The 15674-nt window shown below is 38.3% G+C and carries 15 protein-coding genes; 1 reads left to right on the forward strand and 14 read right to left on the reverse strand.

All coding sequences use genetic code 11. The features are described 5' to 3' along the window. Nucleotides 1–186: 186 nt before the first annotated feature. From H9655_RS17250 to H9655_RS17290, 9 genes are all read right to left on the reverse strand, one after another. Nucleotides 187–507 (reverse strand): hypothetical protein, encoded by a 321-nt coding sequence (locus H9655_RS17250; RefSeq protein WP_191816334.1) that lies wholly within the window; start codon nt 505–507, stop codon nt 187–189. A 131-nt stretch (nt 508–638) separates the two neighbouring features. Continuing rightward, nucleotides 639–1436, reverse strand: coding sequence for an ABC transporter permease (locus H9655_RS17255; RefSeq protein ID WP_095371498.1), 798 nt, complete (start codon nt 1434–1436; stop codon nt 639–641). Beyond that, nucleotides 1436–2377 (reverse strand): ABC transporter permease, encoded by a 942-nt coding sequence (locus tag H9655_RS17260; protein WP_191816336.1) that lies wholly within the window; start codon nt 2375–2377, stop codon nt 1436–1438. The genes H9655_RS17255 and H9655_RS17260 overlap by 1 nt, the downstream gene beginning before the upstream one ends. Then, nucleotides 2338–3438 (reverse strand): ABC transporter ATP-binding protein, encoded by a 1101-nt coding sequence (locus tag H9655_RS17265; protein WP_191816339.1) that lies wholly within the window; start codon nt 3436–3438, stop codon nt 2338–2340. Before H9655_RS17265 ends, H9655_RS17260 begins: the two co-directional genes overlap by 40 nt. 21 nt (nt 3439–3459) lie before the next feature. Further along, nucleotides 3460–4560 (reverse strand): ABC transporter substrate-binding protein, encoded by a 1101-nt coding sequence (locus H9655_RS17270; protein WP_191816340.1) that lies wholly within the window; start codon nt 4558–4560, stop codon nt 3460–3462. A 1-nt stretch (nt 4561) separates the two neighbouring features. Then, the gene (locus tag H9655_RS17275; RefSeq protein ID WP_191816343.1) at nt 4562–5530 is read right to left on the reverse strand and encodes a TAXI family TRAP transporter solute-binding subunit; all 969 of its coding nucleotides are present in this window, start codon (nt 5528–5530) and stop codon (nt 4562–4564) included. Between the two features lie 547 nt (nt 5531–6077). Further along, nucleotides 6078–6473, reverse strand: a complete 396-nt coding sequence (locus tag H9655_RS17280) for a DUF3969 family protein (RefSeq protein WP_191816345.1) — start codon at nt 6471–6473, stop codon at nt 6078–6080. 181 nt (nt 6474–6654) lie between these two features. Beyond that, the gene (locus H9655_RS17285) at nt 6655–7998 is read right to left on the reverse strand and encodes a sigma-54-dependent transcriptional regulator (protein WP_191816347.1); all 1344 of its coding nucleotides are present in this window, start codon (nt 7996–7998) and stop codon (nt 6655–6657) included. Then, nucleotides 7995–9941: an ATP-binding protein gene (locus tag H9655_RS17290; protein WP_191816349.1), complete on the reverse strand. Its 1947-nt coding sequence runs from the start codon at nt 9939–9941 to the stop codon at nt 7995–7997. The genes H9655_RS17285 and H9655_RS17290 overlap by 4 nt, the downstream gene beginning before the upstream one ends. Before the next feature lie 218 nt (nt 9942–10159). Between H9655_RS17290 and H9655_RS17295 the strand changes: the two genes are divergently transcribed. Beyond that, on the forward strand, nt 10160–10486 hold the full coding sequence (locus tag H9655_RS17295) for a general stress protein (protein ID WP_191816351.1): 327 nt from the start codon (nt 10160–10162) through the stop codon (nt 10484–10486). 212 nt (nt 10487–10698) lie between these two features. On the opposite strand, the gene H9655_RS17300 is transcribed toward H9655_RS17295, so the two are convergent. The 5 genes from H9655_RS17300 to H9655_RS17320 form a co-directional block, all read right to left on the reverse strand. Further along, nucleotides 10699–11238 (reverse strand): chromate transporter, encoded by a 540-nt coding sequence (locus H9655_RS17300; protein WP_191816353.1) that lies wholly within the window; start codon nt 11236–11238, stop codon nt 10699–10701. Next, a complete protein-coding gene (locus H9655_RS17305; protein ID WP_191816423.1) occupies nt 11235–11765 on the reverse strand; it encodes a chromate transporter in 531 nt (176 codons plus the stop codon). The genes H9655_RS17300 and H9655_RS17305 overlap by 4 nt, the downstream gene beginning before the upstream one ends. A gap of 74 nt (nt 11766–11839) precedes the next feature. Then, entirely contained in the window at nt 11840–13444 is a 1605-nt protein-coding gene (locus H9655_RS17310) for a gamma-glutamyltransferase family protein (protein ID WP_191816355.1), read from the reverse strand. A gap of 233 nt (nt 13445–13677) precedes the next feature. Continuing rightward, nucleotides 13678–14694 (reverse strand): ABC transporter ATP-binding protein, encoded by a 1017-nt coding sequence (locus H9655_RS17315; RefSeq protein WP_191816357.1) that lies wholly within the window; start codon nt 14692–14694, stop codon nt 13678–13680. Next, nucleotides 14691–15674 carry an ABC transporter ATP-binding protein gene (locus H9655_RS17320; RefSeq protein ID WP_191816425.1) on the reverse strand — a complete coding sequence of 328 codons (984 nt, stop codon included), beginning with the start codon at nt 15672–15674 and terminating at the stop codon, nt 14691–14693. The genes H9655_RS17315 and H9655_RS17320 overlap by 4 nt, the downstream gene beginning before the upstream one ends.

Raw genomic sequence — 15674 nt, forward strand, 5'->3', positions numbered from 1 at the left:
TTTTGTGACCAATTGTAGGAAATCCCTGTTCTTTTTATAGCTGTTAAGGTCACTTGATGTTTCCAACCTGTACTTCTTCAATAAATGATAAGGAATTTTGATTTTTTTCCTAAAAGTAGTAACTTTTGTGAGACCTGATAGGTTCAGAATTCAATTTTTTGTTACATTCAGGTTTGTATGAAAAAATTACTCATTTGGTTCAATCAAATATTTAGCTTCTGCTTCAATCATTTCTATATAGTTGTGTTGTTTAAAAGGTTTAGTATGTTTATGAATCCTTCTTAGACTTCCTTTTACTAAAGTTTTTTCGTTCAGAACATCTACAACAACGGTCAAGTAAACTTTCTCATCATACTTTACTAGCCCAGTCACTTGGCCATTTTCTATATCAATTATATATTCAGGAACGATCTTTAATGGAGCAAATAATGTCCATCCTGTATTTCTAGACTTTCTTCCAAACATCCGGAATAACAGATACCGATAAATTTCTTTCAATTTTCTCATTTACGTCCACCCTTATACATTTATTAGTCTAACTTTCAAGACCTTCTTTGTTTTTCCCTGCTATTGTTGTCATTAACGAGGAAAAACACGCACAAAAAAAATGTGCGCGTTTAGCCAAATAAAAGAAATGATTAATGATGACCTCCACCAAAAACTTTTCCGACACCGTGGATTTTCTCTAATATGACGATGAGAATCACGGAGATGAATATAACAACACTGGATACAGAGGCAACAATTGGATTGTAAGCATCTTGCATGGTAGAGAATATTTCAATTGGTAAAGTACGTGTTTCAGGTGAGATCATAAAGAGTGAAACCGTTACATTATCAAAGGATGTTAAGAAAGCGAAAAGGCCACCTGAGATAATTGCTGGTCGGATTAATGGAAGCGTGATTTTCCAGAAGACCGTCCATGGGTTGGCGCCTAAGATTGCTCCGGCTTTTTCTAAATTATAATCAAAACCACTTAAGCCGGTTAACACTAAACGAATGACGTATGGAATGCAAATGATAATATGTGAAATCAGGAATCCTATTGACGTACCCGCGAGCATTAATGGTGTAAAGTAAATTAATAATGCTATCCCTAATACAAGCTGAGGTACACTAAGTGGCGCCGTTAAAAAGGATGTAATCGCTGACTTTCCGGGAATATCATACTTGGCAATTGCTAGTGCACCTAGTGTGCCGAATATAACAGCAAATAGGGCAGCAAGCACGGCAAATTGCAAACTATTCATGAAGGCGTCAATGAATTCAGGTCTTTCTAAGATTTTCGTATACCATTGAAACGAAAATCCTTCTGGCGGAAAGCTTGGATAGCTTGCTTTTGTAAATGATGCAGGGATGACAGCGATTAGTGGGATTAAGATATAGATAATCCCAATAACAGCTAATGCTCCGCGTAATTTCCCGATTGCATTCATTAACGGAACACCTCCTTGAATTTACTCTTCTCAAACCCTCGAGTAAATAAAAAGACTGATAGAAGCGTTGTCCCAAGCAAAACGTATGATAATGCCGATCCAAATGTCCATTGCAAGAGGTTATTAATTTGGTCGTATACAACAACTGGCATCACAGGCACATTCGCTCCGCCCATAAGCGCCGGTGTTACGTAGGCACTCATCGATAAGCTAAAGACTAAAACGCAACCAGAGACAATACCTGGTAAGCTCAGTGGTAATGTAATCGATAGGAAGTTCCTTAATGGACTTGCACCTAATATGGCTGATGCCTTCTCTAATGATGGGTCAATATTGTATAAGCTTGTGACTATAGCTAGTACCATAAATGGTAAATAGGCGTTTGAAAGACCTATAATGACTCCAACCTCTGAAAACAATAAATTCATAGGCTTGCTAATTAGACCCAGATCCATTAATAGTGTATTAACGGTCCCATTCGGTAGAAGTAATAAATACCAGCCAAAATTACGAACAACAATACTAACCAAAAGCGGTGAAGCAATGAGTAGTGTAATAAGTGCTCGTATTTTTGCTGAAGCCTTTGCCATCGTCAAGGCGATTGGATAACCCAATACGAGCGCAACTAGACTAGATAATAAGCTAATCTTAACCGTAACCCATAAAGAGTTTAAATAATAGCTATCGGTAAAAAGCGTGATATAGTTTGATAAACTGTAACTAGCTCCTTCACCACTTAAGTTATCAGTTGAAATAAAGCTTAAGTACAAAATATATAGCATCGGTACAACAAAAAATCCAAATAAGAACAAGAGGATTGATGTTAACAATAATAAGCCAGGTGCCCATGGCTTCCGTTTTTTCGCGCGCTTCTCTTGTTGCGGTGGTTGTTCCTTAGGTGCTACTCTTTTCTGATGATTTTGAGCTCTTGCGGCTTCCATCCAACAAACACCTCGCTTCCCTCTTTCCATGATGAACGGTACTCATTTGTTAATATTTGCAGTGATTTCCCCATAAATGCGACATCTATTTCCCATGAAGTCCCTAAGTAATTCAGTTGTGTGATTTTCGCCGGATGTAGTTCATACCCATCGACAGCCTCTTGTGACTCAGAAATATGAATGTTCTCTGGGCGAATGTATAACTTCACTTCATCCCCATTTTGGAAGGTGCGATTCTCTCCGATCACATTATCCCAACTTACTGATGTGACTTCTTGACCGGCTTGAACCATAATCCGCTCTTGATCTGTTGATGTAACCATACCTTCAAAAGAGTTAGATTTACCGATAAATTGAAAAACAAATTCGGTTTTTGGATGTTTATAGATGGATGTCGGCGTACTAATTTGTTCAATCTTACCTGCATTCATGACTACGACACGATCGGAAAGCGATAGGGCTTCTTCCTGATCATGGGTAACAAAGATAGTCGTTACACCGATTTCTTTTTGTAACCTTTTGATTTCTAAGCGAAGCTCATGCCTTAATTTCGCATCAAGGTTCGATAATGGCTCATCTAATAATAATAATTCCGGTTCGACAACCAACGCTCTAGCGATGGCTACTCGCTGTCTTTGTCCACCTGAGAGTTCCCGCGGATAGCGTTGTTCTAACCCTGATAACTTCACAAGTTCAAGGACGCGATCGATTTTCTTTTTTTGTTCTGATTTGGCAATTTTTCTTAATTTTAAGCCAAAGTTTAAGTTGTCATAAACCGTCATATGTGGAAAAAGAGAATACGTTTGAAAAACCATGCCCAAATCTCTTTTATATGGAGGCACCTTTGTCACCTTTTTTCCTTTAATAAACACATCTCCTTGGTCAGCCTCAAGAAAACCCGCAATTAAATTTAAAGTGGTCGATTTCCCGCACCCAGAAGGGCCAAGCAAGGTGAGAAGCTCACCCTGCTTTACTTCTAAATCGATGGAATTAAGAACAATATTTGATCCGAATTTCTTTATAGCTCCCTTAATTTCTACGTCGCTTATCGCTGTCGTCATCTCATTATGCCTCCTCTTCTATTATTCTAGTAGTTTGCCAATTTCAGGAACGACTTCTTTATTCCAACGATCTGACCATTCCGCTCTAATTTCTGCGAATTTAGGTACATCTGGCTTAAATGTCGGGTCATCCTCTGCTATCCCAATAGATTCTTGATATTTTTCTGGTAGATCTACTCCTTCAACAACTGGATAGAATCCTTCCTCTGCAATTAACGATTGGGCTTCTTCACTCACAAGATAATCAATAAATTGGAGAGCTTGCTCTTCTTTCGGTGTGTTCTTCACTAAAGTTGCACTAAAGGCTTGTAGTGGAACTCCTTCTTTTGGAATGGCCATTTTAATCGGTATGCCTGATTCAGCTAAATCACTAATAACATAAGAACCTAAGACAGATAGGTCAGCAGCACCTTGTTGAATCGCTGGCATCACTTGTGTGGAGTTTTTATAGAAAGTAGTTGAATAACCTGCCAATTCCTTCGCTTTTTCTATACCTGGATCAATGTTATCTGTACTGCCTCCATTTGCCATTGCTAAAGCGTTTAATGTATTAAATCCCCAGTCATTTGTGATATCAACAAATGCAGTTTTCCCTTCATAATCTCCGGATACAAGGTCATTCCAAGATTCAATTGGTCCCCAACCATTCTTTTCGAATGATTCTGTATTATACGCTGGGGCAATGGCTAAGCCAAAAACAGGCGCCCCCGCACCCTCAACAGATACGAAATCATCAATAACATTGGTGAAGTTTGGTACATTCTCTTCACTTAATATCTCAGTTAAATCTTTTTCATTCGCCCGATAAACATCAGTTGGTACAAAAAAAGCGATATCAATATGGGGCGCATTCTTTTGTAGCTCTACTTTAGAAAGGATCTCTCCAGATAATCCTGGGATATAATTCACTTTAATACCGGTTTCTTCTTCAAATTTCGGTGCGATCACATCTCTTATCGTTTGTTCAATCACGCCACCATTACCTGCTACCGTAATTGACTTATTATCTGAGTTTCCACCTTCCGAACTTGCTTGTTCTCCGGATTTTTGTGGTGTTGGTGCCCCACAAGCAGCTAGACATAGCAACATAAAAATAGATAATGCCGTAATGACTTTTTTCATTTTACTTTCCCCCTACTTCGTTTATATATTGTTTGGCACCTGGATGAAGTGGTATCGCTATATCAGTTGCTGCTTCATCAACCGTCATATTTGCAACAGCCGGATGATAGGCGGCCCATTCATCTAAGTGCTCATAAATACCTTCTACAATGTGATAGGCCAGCTCATTAGATAATTCTTCATTCGCATACAGCACGTTTTGCACTGTAACTGTCGGTGTAGGCTCCGTTATCCCCTCATATGTATGACTCGGGATTTCTTGCCAATCATAGCCCTCGTACTGCTGATTTAAGCGCTTACTTGCTTCCTCATCTACCTTAACTAACGTAAGGTTCTCCTCCTCTAGCAATCGTTCAATCACTGGATTAGGTAATCCGGATGAGAGAAAGGCAACGTCAATGGTGCCATTGTTAATACCCGCAGCTGATTGGGTAAAGGATAAATACGAAATATCCATTTTCTCTTGACTAAGTCCTGCTGTATCTAACAGCCTTTCTGCCGTAAATCTTGTGCCACTTCCTTCTGCACCTAAACTGACTCGCTTCCCTTTTAAGTCAGATAAGGATTCAATGGATGGATCTGACGTTACGATTTGCATATAGTTGCGATAAAGATTGGTTAATACCTTTAAATGTTTTTGTGATAATTCATCAGAATACAAAACATCCGCCATCGATATCCCAAGTTCAACCTCGTTACTACTTACGAGCTTCGCATTTTGAATCGAGGCATTTGTCACTCTCGTACCAAAAGCAGCCTCATTATACTCCTCTAAAATCGTCATTAACCCCGCACCTAGCGGATAGTACACACCTGATACATCACCTGTTGCCAGCACGATTGACTTTTTCCCAACCGCTAACTCTTCTGATGGGGCCCTACTTAGATCATAAGAAGATCGGATTTCGGAATGTGCATTCGTACAACCGCTTAAAAGAAAAATAATGGCTACCCATAATAATGACTTCATCCCTACTAACATCCTCCCTTATTTTTATTAATGCAATTGTTGTGCCAAAATTCATAATATTGATTTATGTATGCGCTTACAAAGTTCAGAAAAAGAAAACCGGCAACTTTTGCCGTATGTTGCGGAAAAAATTGCCGGTTTTAACTTTTAGTTATTGCTAAATAAAATAAATTTTATAAGAGTTATCCATTAACACATAAAAAATAAATTTCTAAATTTTTTCTTCATTTTCAGTAATGCCTTTTGACACACTAAGAGGGCTTTGGTGAAGTTAGTCTATCGACTCCTTAATGCTCCCTTCGGTCCGCTTACCGTTGACAGAAACCGAAAACTTCCTTCTAAGCAATGTTAAAGTAGTTTCCTTTAAAATTAATGCCCAAAATCTAAAGAAACAACACTCAATCCAAAATGTTGCTTCTTTAAAGACAATTTTTTTCTCTTAAATCATTCACATAATTTACTAGTATATTTAAAAGATCTTGGCTACTTATTTAGTCCGAAATTACACAGTTAAATAACTGTTATTCTTTACAAAAAACCCCTTATTTTATGAGGTTATTTTAATATTTTTTTTTATTACTTTATCTTGAAATTTATGTTCTTTTCTTTTTTGTAATAAAGTCATACTTTTTTCTTTAATTTCTATTAAACTTTGAGATAAATTTTCTGGTATTAAACTCTCTACATCTTCTAATTCTGTTCCTAAATGTATAACTTCTAATACTTCTTTTGAAATTCCTATAGAGTCTACTAATTCCATTATATACGGACTAAATAAAATGTTTTCTGACTCTTCTATTGTTATCAAATTTTCATTTATACCTTCAATCAACCCTATAACATTTAAAAGTATTATTTTTTCTAATTCTTCTTTACTTGTAGTATTTAATAACAATTGATTCATATTACTATTTAACACTCCAACCACTTTTGACTTTAACATCATATACTAAACCTGATTTACTTTGAAAATAATGAATAGAAACCTTTTTCCATGTTCCACTTTCAATTTATCTTAACATCTAATAAGAATTTATTAATTGTCTCATATAAAAGAGACTGTCTATCGTGGTCATATAATGTGCTTTTCCAAATGGAACTAAAAATGTAACAGTTAAACTTGTTTATTTCTCATAATTCTTCAACTTATCCCGCAAACTCCTCTCAGAGATCTGCAAGGAGTGAGCGGTTTTTTGCCTATGGTCTTTATAGTGCTTGAGTGTAGCAGTGATAACTCGCTTCTCTACCTCTTTCATCGGAATGCCAAGTGGTAATTGAATCATTTCATCCTCTTCAATCGGATGTTCGGCGTGACCTTGGACGAAATGCGGAAGGTCTGTGACATCGATTAATTGATTAATTGATAATGCCACGGCATACTCGATAATATTGCCGAGTTCTCTCACATTACCTGCATAGGGATAATGGAGAAGGACTTCCATCGCTTTTGGGGTCAAACCTTCTTTTTGTTTGTGCATTGATTGATTAAATTTTTGAATCAGATGGTTGATGAGTAGCGGGATATCTTCTTTTCTTTGCCTAAGCGGTGGCATATGAATAGGAATCACGTTTAAGCGAAAGTATAAATCTTCGCGGAATTCCCCGTTCTTGACCATTTGCGCGATATTTTTGTTGGCTGCGCTAATAATACGGATATCGAGTTGCTTTTTCTTATTTGATCCAAGTGGTGTGACTTCACGCTCTTGGATGACTCGTAATAGCTTTGCTTGCAGAGACAGCGGCAATTCACTAATTTCATCCAGAAATAATGTCCCGCCGTTTGCTGCAACACATTTGCCATCCTTTGTTTGTGTTGCTCCTGTAAAGGCTCCTTTTTCGTAACCAAACAGCTCTGACTCTAGCAAATTATCAGGAATAGCCGCACAATTGACTATCTCTAATGGACCTTGATACCTTCTACCAGAAAAATGAATTTCCCTTGCCACTAATTCTTTGCCTGTTCCACTTTCCCCCGTAATAAGTACGCTTGAATCGATGTCCTTAATGCGATGAATCATTGAGAATACTTGTTGCATCGCCTTGCTTGTCCCTAAAAATGCACGTGCTTCCAGTTGTTTATCTTTTGGCTCCAGCCGATTTGAGACTTGTTTATATTGCAGTGCGCGCATGATTAGTACAGATAATTTATCCATATCAATCGGCTTTTCAATATAATAATAGGCACCTTGCTTAATTGCCTCAATCGATGTCTCAATGCTAGCATAGGCTGTCATCATAATGGCCGTGAGCTCTGAACGTATTTCCTTCACTTGCTTTAAAATATCTAAACCGCTAACATCCCCCATTCTTAAATCTACTAAGACGATATCGATTCGTTTATTTTTGACCCACTCTATCCCTTCCGCTGGGTCTATAGTTGTATATACTTGATAATCATCTTCTAAGGCAAACTTAATGGACATACAAATCGCTGCTTCATCATCAATGACGAGTAGACCTGGCTTCATTTGAGCGAATCCTCCTCTCGATAAATGGGTAAAGTAATGACGAACCTAGTCCCTTCTTCCTTCGAACTTATTACGCTAATGTCTCCATTATTTTCTTGTACTAAATGATAAGAAAGTGTAAGCCCTAGACCGACTCCTTTTGCTTTTGTCGTATAAAACGGATCAAAGATATGATGTTGCTGCTCCACGCTCATCCCTTCTCCGTTATCTTTAATAGAAATCTCTCCACACTCTTCATCTAGATGATACATCTCTAACTCTATACGCTTCCCAGTAACGTTCTTTACTGCATCAACAGCATTCAGTAGAATATTCAAAAGTACTTGTCTGATTTGCTGAGGGTCAATATAAAAGACTAACCCCTCTGGTACTTTTAATTGAAAGTCAATGTGCTCATCCTTCATCGTTACATGTAAGAATGTCAACATAGTGGTTAACTCAGATGCAGTACATCGCTGAATACGTGGTGTACTTGGTCTCGCATAATCGATAAGATCGGTGACAATCTGATTAAGCCGGTCAACTTCTTTTGGTAAATGTTCGACTAATGTCTCTTGAAAGTCTTTTTGCGCTATTTTTCTTGGAATTAAATTGATAAATGTTTTAATAGATGTTAGCGGGTTTCTTATTTCGTGAGCAACACCGGCGACTAACTGCCCAAGCGCATGAAGCTTTTCCTGTGTGAGTAATTTTTGCTCTAATTGGACCTTTTCCGTTTCATCTCTAATAGTCAGCAAATATCCTGCTTGATTTTCCAACGAATTATACATCTCATTCAGTGAGTAATAGATAATTTTCCGTTCGCCGTTTCGATGCAACACGAATTGTTTGGCACTGTCATGATAGAATTGCGTTCGTACTTCTTTAAAAATGGGAGACTGCTCAATCCCTTCTTGTTGGGGCCATTCTAAAATATCAAGTGCCCTTGGATTGCAACTTGTCATCATAAAATTTAAATCAAACGTAATTATGCCAGCATCTATATTATTGATAATTTGCTCTTTAAAAGCATTGCTATCCGCGGTGCGTTGCCGCTGATCATGCAAATCCTCATTCAAAAGGGTTAGTTCTTTTGTCTGTTCATTGACAGCTAATTTCAACCGATAATTCCATATATAAATGAGAATTAGAATAAACCCACCAATGGCCATAAATATCGATAAAATGGTAATAAAATCCTTTAACCTTGTGATTTCCTCTTCATTTTCACCTTTCGTCCAAAAATCAACAAGCTGGTTCATTTCCCCTGTTGCCTTTAAATCAATGATGGCTTTATCTAATAACTGTCGAAATTCTTCGTCCCCTTCTTGGACAGCGACAGCATAATCTGCAGGATCCAAAATAATATCTAACACAACATATTGATTCTCTAACTCATACCGATCTAAAAAAAATAATGAGGTCCATTTGTTTCCAATAAAAACATCAGCGCGGCCATTCCAAAGCATAAATAAACCGTTGTATTGGTTAGTCGTCATGGTAAAGTTATTATTTCGCAAGTTTATTAATGTATTTAATCCAGCCGTGTCTTCTTTTAAAACAATATGCGTATCCCGCAAATCTTCTATATTCTCTACTTCGTCTTTCAAGCGCCTAGGTATCACCAAAGAATCCGACATCGTAAAATAAGGGGTGGAAAAGTCCATATAATTCTCTTTGTCTATACTATAGGTGACCCCGGCAACACCTTCTATTTCTCCCCTTCTTAACGCTTCCTCCGCTTTTTTGCCATCCATAGGAATAAATTCAAACTTCACATTATTTTTGTCAGCGATCCTTTCTAAGACGGCAATGCTTAAGCCCTTTAGTTCGCCGTTTTGATTCAGGTAAGAAAATGGTGGAAACGCCTTTTCTGCCCCTATTCGATACACTTGTTCTTCTGCTAATACATGAGTAAATGGGAAGAGAATGACAAACATGAAAACGAGCAATACTTTGCGCAATATGATCTCCTTATTATGTTAGAAAATTATAAATATTTTATATTTAAATAATAAATAAATCACTTTCATAACACAAGGCTCCAAAGGACATTTTTATCTATCAGATAACGATTCTATTTTTCATTAATAGACAATAAGGTTTAATCTATTGTGAAAAGGATATATATACACTAAGAAGAGACACAAGATACTCTTCAAAAAAGAGGAGGATGTAAACTATGTATAAAATCGAAGTTGTAGAAAACGGAGTACAGGCGGTTAGCATCATTAACTCTCTTGAAAACGAAGGTTATACTAAGAAGGATATATACTTATTCGCACATGATAAAGACCGCTCAGAAAATTTAACAGATGCCACTGATACAAATGATATTGGTATGAAAGAACAAGGTGTGTTTGACTCCATCGGAAACGTCTTCAAAAGCAGAGGCGATGAATTACGTTCGAAAATGAGATCAGTTGGTATGACTGATGTTGAAGCAGAGAGGTATGAAGAAGTACTTGATGAAGGTAAACTTGTGATTGTCGGTTCTACTAAAAACTAATCTTTATATTTCATATGATTCCCCCCATTTCACTATATATGACCGGTAGCGATTTGCTACCGGTTTTTATATTTAGCGTTCTATTGATGACTTCATTTCAGCATGAGCACCATACAAGCAGGGCACTCGTCCTTCTTTAGATAAATGAACGGCGCTCGCAGATAACCCTCTCTAAGACAGGTTTCACCTGCTCTTATACTCTCTCACTTAGACTAATAGATAATCAATCCCGAAATGGCCCCTACGGCTAAAGCGATACTAATAACAATGGCCGGGTGCATTTTCATTTTTTCTAATAAAAAATAACTACCTATAACCATCAAGAGAGAATAAATCATTCCTAATGAAGAAAAAGAATCCTTCAGGAATTGAAAGGTCATGACGGCTAGTAACACAGCAATCACTGGACGGACAATTTTAGAAATATTTTTGACTTGAGGAGTGTCTTTATATTTCATTAAAATGGCCATCAGTACAAGCATTAAGATAATCGAAGGAGCAATTGTAGCAAAGAGGGCAACGAAACTCCCTAAAATTCCCCCTTCTGCGTAACCGATATAACCGGCCATTTTCGTCGCAATCGGACCTGGTAAGGAATTTCCGATCGCCAGCACTTCACTAAATTCTTGAGTGGACATCCAGCCATATTTACCGACTACTTCATTTTCAATTAAAGGAATGGTCGCAGGTCCACCACCGTAACCGAGAATACCTGGAATAAAGAAAGCTAAAAAGATTTCCCAATAAATCATGATGGATTCTCCTTCCTCTTAAAAGGAATAAAGACGGAAATAATTAATATCATGATGAGAATACCTGGATGCAAGTGTGTCACTTCTGTAAGTAAGAAGGACGCTAATATAAGAATAACCGCTTTCTTCCACCCAAGCGTCGTGCCCGATTTCTTTACAAATTCCCAAGTCATTTGTGCCAACATTACAGCGACAACCGGGACAATCGATGCTGACATATGCTTTACCCATGGGATATCTTTATAAGCTTGTAAAACCTGCAGAAGACTGATTAGGATAATGACAGTAGGGAGAACGGAAGAAACAAGGGCATTGACCATCCCTACTATACCTCCGACACGATAACCAATGTAACCAGCCATCTTTGTCGCAATCGGGCCAGGCATCGTATTAGCCAATGCCAAAGTATCGGCAAACTCTTCCTCTGTCATCCATTTATATTTCTTTACAGCTTCTTGCTGGAAAAGTGGTATAGAGGATGGTCCACCGCCAAACCCTAACATCCCAGTACGGAAGTTCCCAATCATTAATTCTTTTTGTAAACGTAAGCCTTGGCGTGTTTGGGGCTTAGCTTCTTCTCGTTGTTTTTCTTTCGCTGATGCTACCAAGCGGCAATCGTACCATCCGTACGGGATTCAGTTCCACCCATTAATACACCAGTCTCAGGATTACGCCAAATGATTTGCCCACGCCCAAAGCTTCCCCCATCCGGTGTAATTGTCACTTGATGACCCCTTCTTTCCAACTCTTGCACTATATAATTAGGAAACTCTGCTTCTACGAAAATAGATTTTTCCTTCATCCATTGCCATCTTGGCATATCTAGTGCAGCTTGCGGATTTAAGCCATAGTCAACCGTATTGGTTATTACTTGAAAATGACCTTGCGGCTGCATATAGCCACCCATTACACCGAATGGGCCAACCGCACTACCATCTTTTGTCAAGAAGCCAGGGATGATTGTATGATAAGTCCGTTTGCCACCTTTTAAATAATTCGGATGATTGTCATCCAATGAGAAATCATGTCCTCTATTCTGTAAACTAATGCCCGTACCTGGGATTACAATCCCAGAACCAAAGCCCATGTAATTACTTTGAATAAAAGAAATCATATTTCCTTCTTCATCCGCAGCAGCTAAATAAACCGTACCGCCTTTAGGCAACTCATAAGGTTCCGGATTGGAAGCGATATCCGAAATTGTTTGACTGCGTTGATTCGCATACTCCTTAGAAAGTAACTCTTCTGTTTCAATAGGCATATCTGCTGCCTCTGTAATAAATGCTTTTCCATCGGTAAAAGCCAATTTCATCGATTCAATTTGTTCATGAAGCGTATGTGCTGATTGCCATTGCGGCTTTGACAATCTTTCAAAATTATTAAGTGCCATCAAGGCAACCATTCCTTGACCATTCGGAGGAATCTCCCATACATCGTAACCTCTGTACTGAGTAGAGATTGGATTTACCCATTCAGGCTCATATTTACACAAATCCTCTTTTGTTAAAAAACCTCCATGTTTCTTCATAAAAGCATCCATTTGGTCAGCTAATTCACCTTCATAAAAGGAGCGACCTTCCGACTCCCCAATTGCTTGAAGGGTTTTGGCGTGCCCTTCTGAACGCCATAGTTCACCGATTTCTGGTGCTCTTCCATCCGGTGCGAACGTTTCAAACCAGCCTTCGAAAGCTTCATCCGTAAATTCTTCTTTAAACTTCGTATATGCCCTTTTCCAATACTTCCCTAGGATCGGTGTGAGCGGATAGCCCTCTTCTGCATATCTAATCGCTGGCTTTAATGATTCAAGTAAAGATAGTTTACCAAACCGTTTCGATAACGTTGCCCATGCGGCTGGTACTCCGGGTACAGTAACAGGGATGGTACCGTATGTTGGCATTTTTGTGAACCCACGCTTTTTTACCTCATCGGAAGAAATGGATTCGGGTGCAGGGCCAGAAGCATTTAATCCATGAAGTTGATCTTTTACCCAAACGAGAGCAAAGGCATCTCCACCGATTCCATTTGAAGTTGGCTCAACAACGGTTAATGCTGCAGCTGTTGCAATCGCCGCATCAATCGCATTTCCCCCTTTTTGCATTATCTCAATACCTGCTTGTGCTGCTAAAGGTTGTGAAGTCGCCACCATTCCTTTTTTAGCGAACACTGTATGTCTTTTGGCCGAGAATGGGTGATGTAAGTAATCCAAATTAACCTCTCCTTTTACATTTGTAAATATAAAATCAATTTTAACTTACGTAATGTATATTACACATTACAGATTATAGAATAAAAGTAATGATAATAACAGGATGTAAATCTAAAATATTTAAATACTCCAAAATCAATATGTAGAATGAACTTGATTATTCTTACACAAATGTTAATCTACAATAAAAACACGAGATGCTAGCTAACAGCACCTCGCTCTTCAAAGGAATTTCACTTCGCCTCTTTAAAAATAGATTCCCCAGCAAAATGACAAGCTGCATAATGTTCCTCACCGTACTCTCTCCATTGAGGCTTCTCTTCCATACATTGTGCTCTCGCTATCGGGCAACGTGTATGAAAGGGACATCCAGAAGGGGGATCTGCCGGATTCGGTAAATCACCTTGTAATCTTATTCTATTTCGTTTCTTTTCAATAGTGGGTCTCGGAATAGCGGAAAGTAGTGCTTGTGTATAGGGATGTAGGGGAGCATTATATAAATCCTCTACCTTTCCCTCCTCAACCGTATTCCCTAAATACATCACTAGTACTCTATCGCAAAAATAACGAACAACCCCTAAGTCATGAGAAATAAACATATAAGATAGTTGATACTTCTGCTGTAAGGTTTTCAATAACTTTAACACTTGTGCCTGGACAGATACGTCGAGAGCAGATACTGCCTCATCACATATAATAAAGGATGGATTTAAACAGATAGCACGTGCAATTCCAATTCTCTGCCTTTGTCCACCACTGAATTCATGAGGAAAACGATCATAATGCTCTTCTTTTAAACCCACCTCTTTTAATAAATCCATAACCGCTAACTTTTTCTCTTTAGCAGACATAGATGTATGGATGGAAAAAACCTCTGCTATAGCAGGACCTATTTTCTGTCTAGGATTTAAAGAAGCAAAGGGGTCTTGGAAGATCATTTGCATTTCTTTCACAAATTTAAGCTTTTCCTTTTTTCTTAATGATTGTATTTCGGTCTCTTTGAATTTTACTGTCCCGGCCGTTAATTCTTCTAATCCTAAAATGGCTTTTCCTAATGTCGATTTTCCGCATCCTGACTCGCCTACGACGCCTAAACTTTCACCTTCATATAACTTAAAAGAGACATTTTCTACTGCTTTCACATGAGATTGTACCCTTTGCAACAATCCACCCTTGATTGGGTAATACTTCTTTAACTGGTTGATTTCAAGGAGGGTTTTCTTTCTCCCTTTATCATCTGCGACATTCATTGATTTATTACCTCCTCTGCTTCAAGCCAACAACTCACCGAATGAGAGTGAGACAAATCAAAGGCAGGTGGCTCTTGTTGTTTACATGTTTCCTTGGCAAACTTACAACGTTCGTGGAATCGGCAACCGTGAATTTGTTGATTTAAACTAGGCAAAGAACCAGGAATAGCTTCAAGTTCAAAATCCGGTTTGTCTACATCTGGCACAGAATTTAACAATCCAATAGTATATGGATGTTTTGGATGATTAAAAATCTCCTCTACTGTCCCTTCTTCTACCTTCTTACCTGCATACATAACCATGACTCTGTCAGCTACTTCTGCAACAACACCCATATCATGGGTCACCATGATTACGCCCATATGGTATTCTTGCTTTAAATCATTAATCAAATCTAGAATTTGCGCTTGAATCGTCACATCTAACGCAGTTGTCGGTTCATCCGCAATCAGTAATCCAGGATTACAAGACAAAGCAATCGCGATCATTACCCTTTGACGCATGCCACCACTTAATTCATGCGGATATTGATTCATTCTTTTTTCAGGATAAGGAATACCCACACTTTTCAGAAGGTCAATTCCCTTTTTATGGGCTTCTTTTTTAGATAATTTCTCATGAATCATTAGAGGTTCTCTTAACTGATAGCCTATCGTTAAAACAGGATTCAGCGCTGTCATCGGTTCTTGAAAAATCATCGAGATTTGGTTGCCACGAATTTGTCTCATTTGTTCAGATGTATGACTCTGAATGGCCTCTCCCTCAAACTTAATTTCTCCACTTGCAATTCTACCGTTGCTTGGTAATAATCCAATAATTGAGAGAGAAGTTATACTTTTACCACAGCCCGATTCGCCAACAATACATAATGTCTCTCCCTTATTTAGCGAGAATGAAACATCGCGGACAGCAGGTAAATACCCGTCTGCTGTCCGAAACTCTGTAATCATATTTTTCACTTCTAGTAAAGCCTCTCCCAT

Source organism: Cytobacillus stercorigallinarum (assembly GCF_014836495.1).
Taxonomy (GTDB): Bacteria; Bacillota; Bacilli; order Bacillales; family Cytobacillaceae; genus Cytobacillus; species Cytobacillus stercorigallinarum.

Bases quoted from the DNA above. Each gene is read 5' to 3' on its own strand.
- H9655_RS17265 (WP_191816339.1), bottom strand. From the start codon at position 3,438: ATGACGACAGCGATAAGCGACGTAGAAATTAAGGGAGCTATAAAGAAA.
- H9655_RS17260 (WP_191816336.1), bottom strand. From the start codon at position 2,377: ATGGAAGCCGCAAGAGCTCAAAATCATCAGAAAAGAGTAGCACCTAAG.
- H9655_RS17255 (WP_095371498.1), bottom strand. From the start codon at position 1,436: ATGAATGCAATCGGGAAATTACGCGGAGCATTAGCTGTTATTGGGATT.
- H9655_RS17295 (WP_191816351.1), top strand. From the start codon at position 10,160: ATGTATAAAATCGAAGTTGTAGAAAACGGAGTACAGGCGGTTAGCATC.
- H9655_RS17280 (WP_191816345.1), bottom strand. From the start codon at position 6,473: ATGTTAAAGTCAAAAGTGGTTGGAGTGTTAAATAGTAATATGAATCAA.
- H9655_RS17270 (WP_191816340.1), bottom strand. From the start codon at position 4,560: ATGAAAAAAGTCATTACGGCATTATCTATTTTTATGTTGCTATGTCTA.
- H9655_RS17285 (WP_191816347.1), bottom strand. From the start codon at position 7,998: ATGAAGCCAGGTCTACTCGTCATTGATGATGAAGCAGCGATTTGTATG.
- H9655_RS17305 (WP_191816423.1), bottom strand. From the start codon at position 11,765: ATGATTGGGAACTTCCGTACTGGGATGTTAGGGTTTGGCGGTGGACCA.
- H9655_RS17320 (WP_191816425.1), bottom strand. From the start codon at position 15,674: ATGGGAGAGGCTTTACTAGAAGTGAAAAATATGATTACAGAGTTTCGG.
- H9655_RS17300 (WP_191816353.1), bottom strand. From the start codon at position 11,238: ATGATTTATTGGGAAATCTTTTTAGCTTTCTTTATTCCAGGTATTCTC.
- H9655_RS17275 (WP_191816343.1), bottom strand. From the start codon at position 5,530: ATGAAGTCATTATTATGGGTAGCCATTATTTTTCTTTTAAGCGGTTGT.
- H9655_RS17250 (WP_191816334.1), bottom strand. From the start codon at position 507: ATGAGAAAATTGAAAGAAATTTATCGGTATCTGTTATTCCGGATGTTT.
- H9655_RS17315 (WP_191816357.1), bottom strand. From the start codon at position 14,694: ATGAATGTCGCAGATGATAAAGGGAGAAAGAAAACCCTCCTTGAAATC.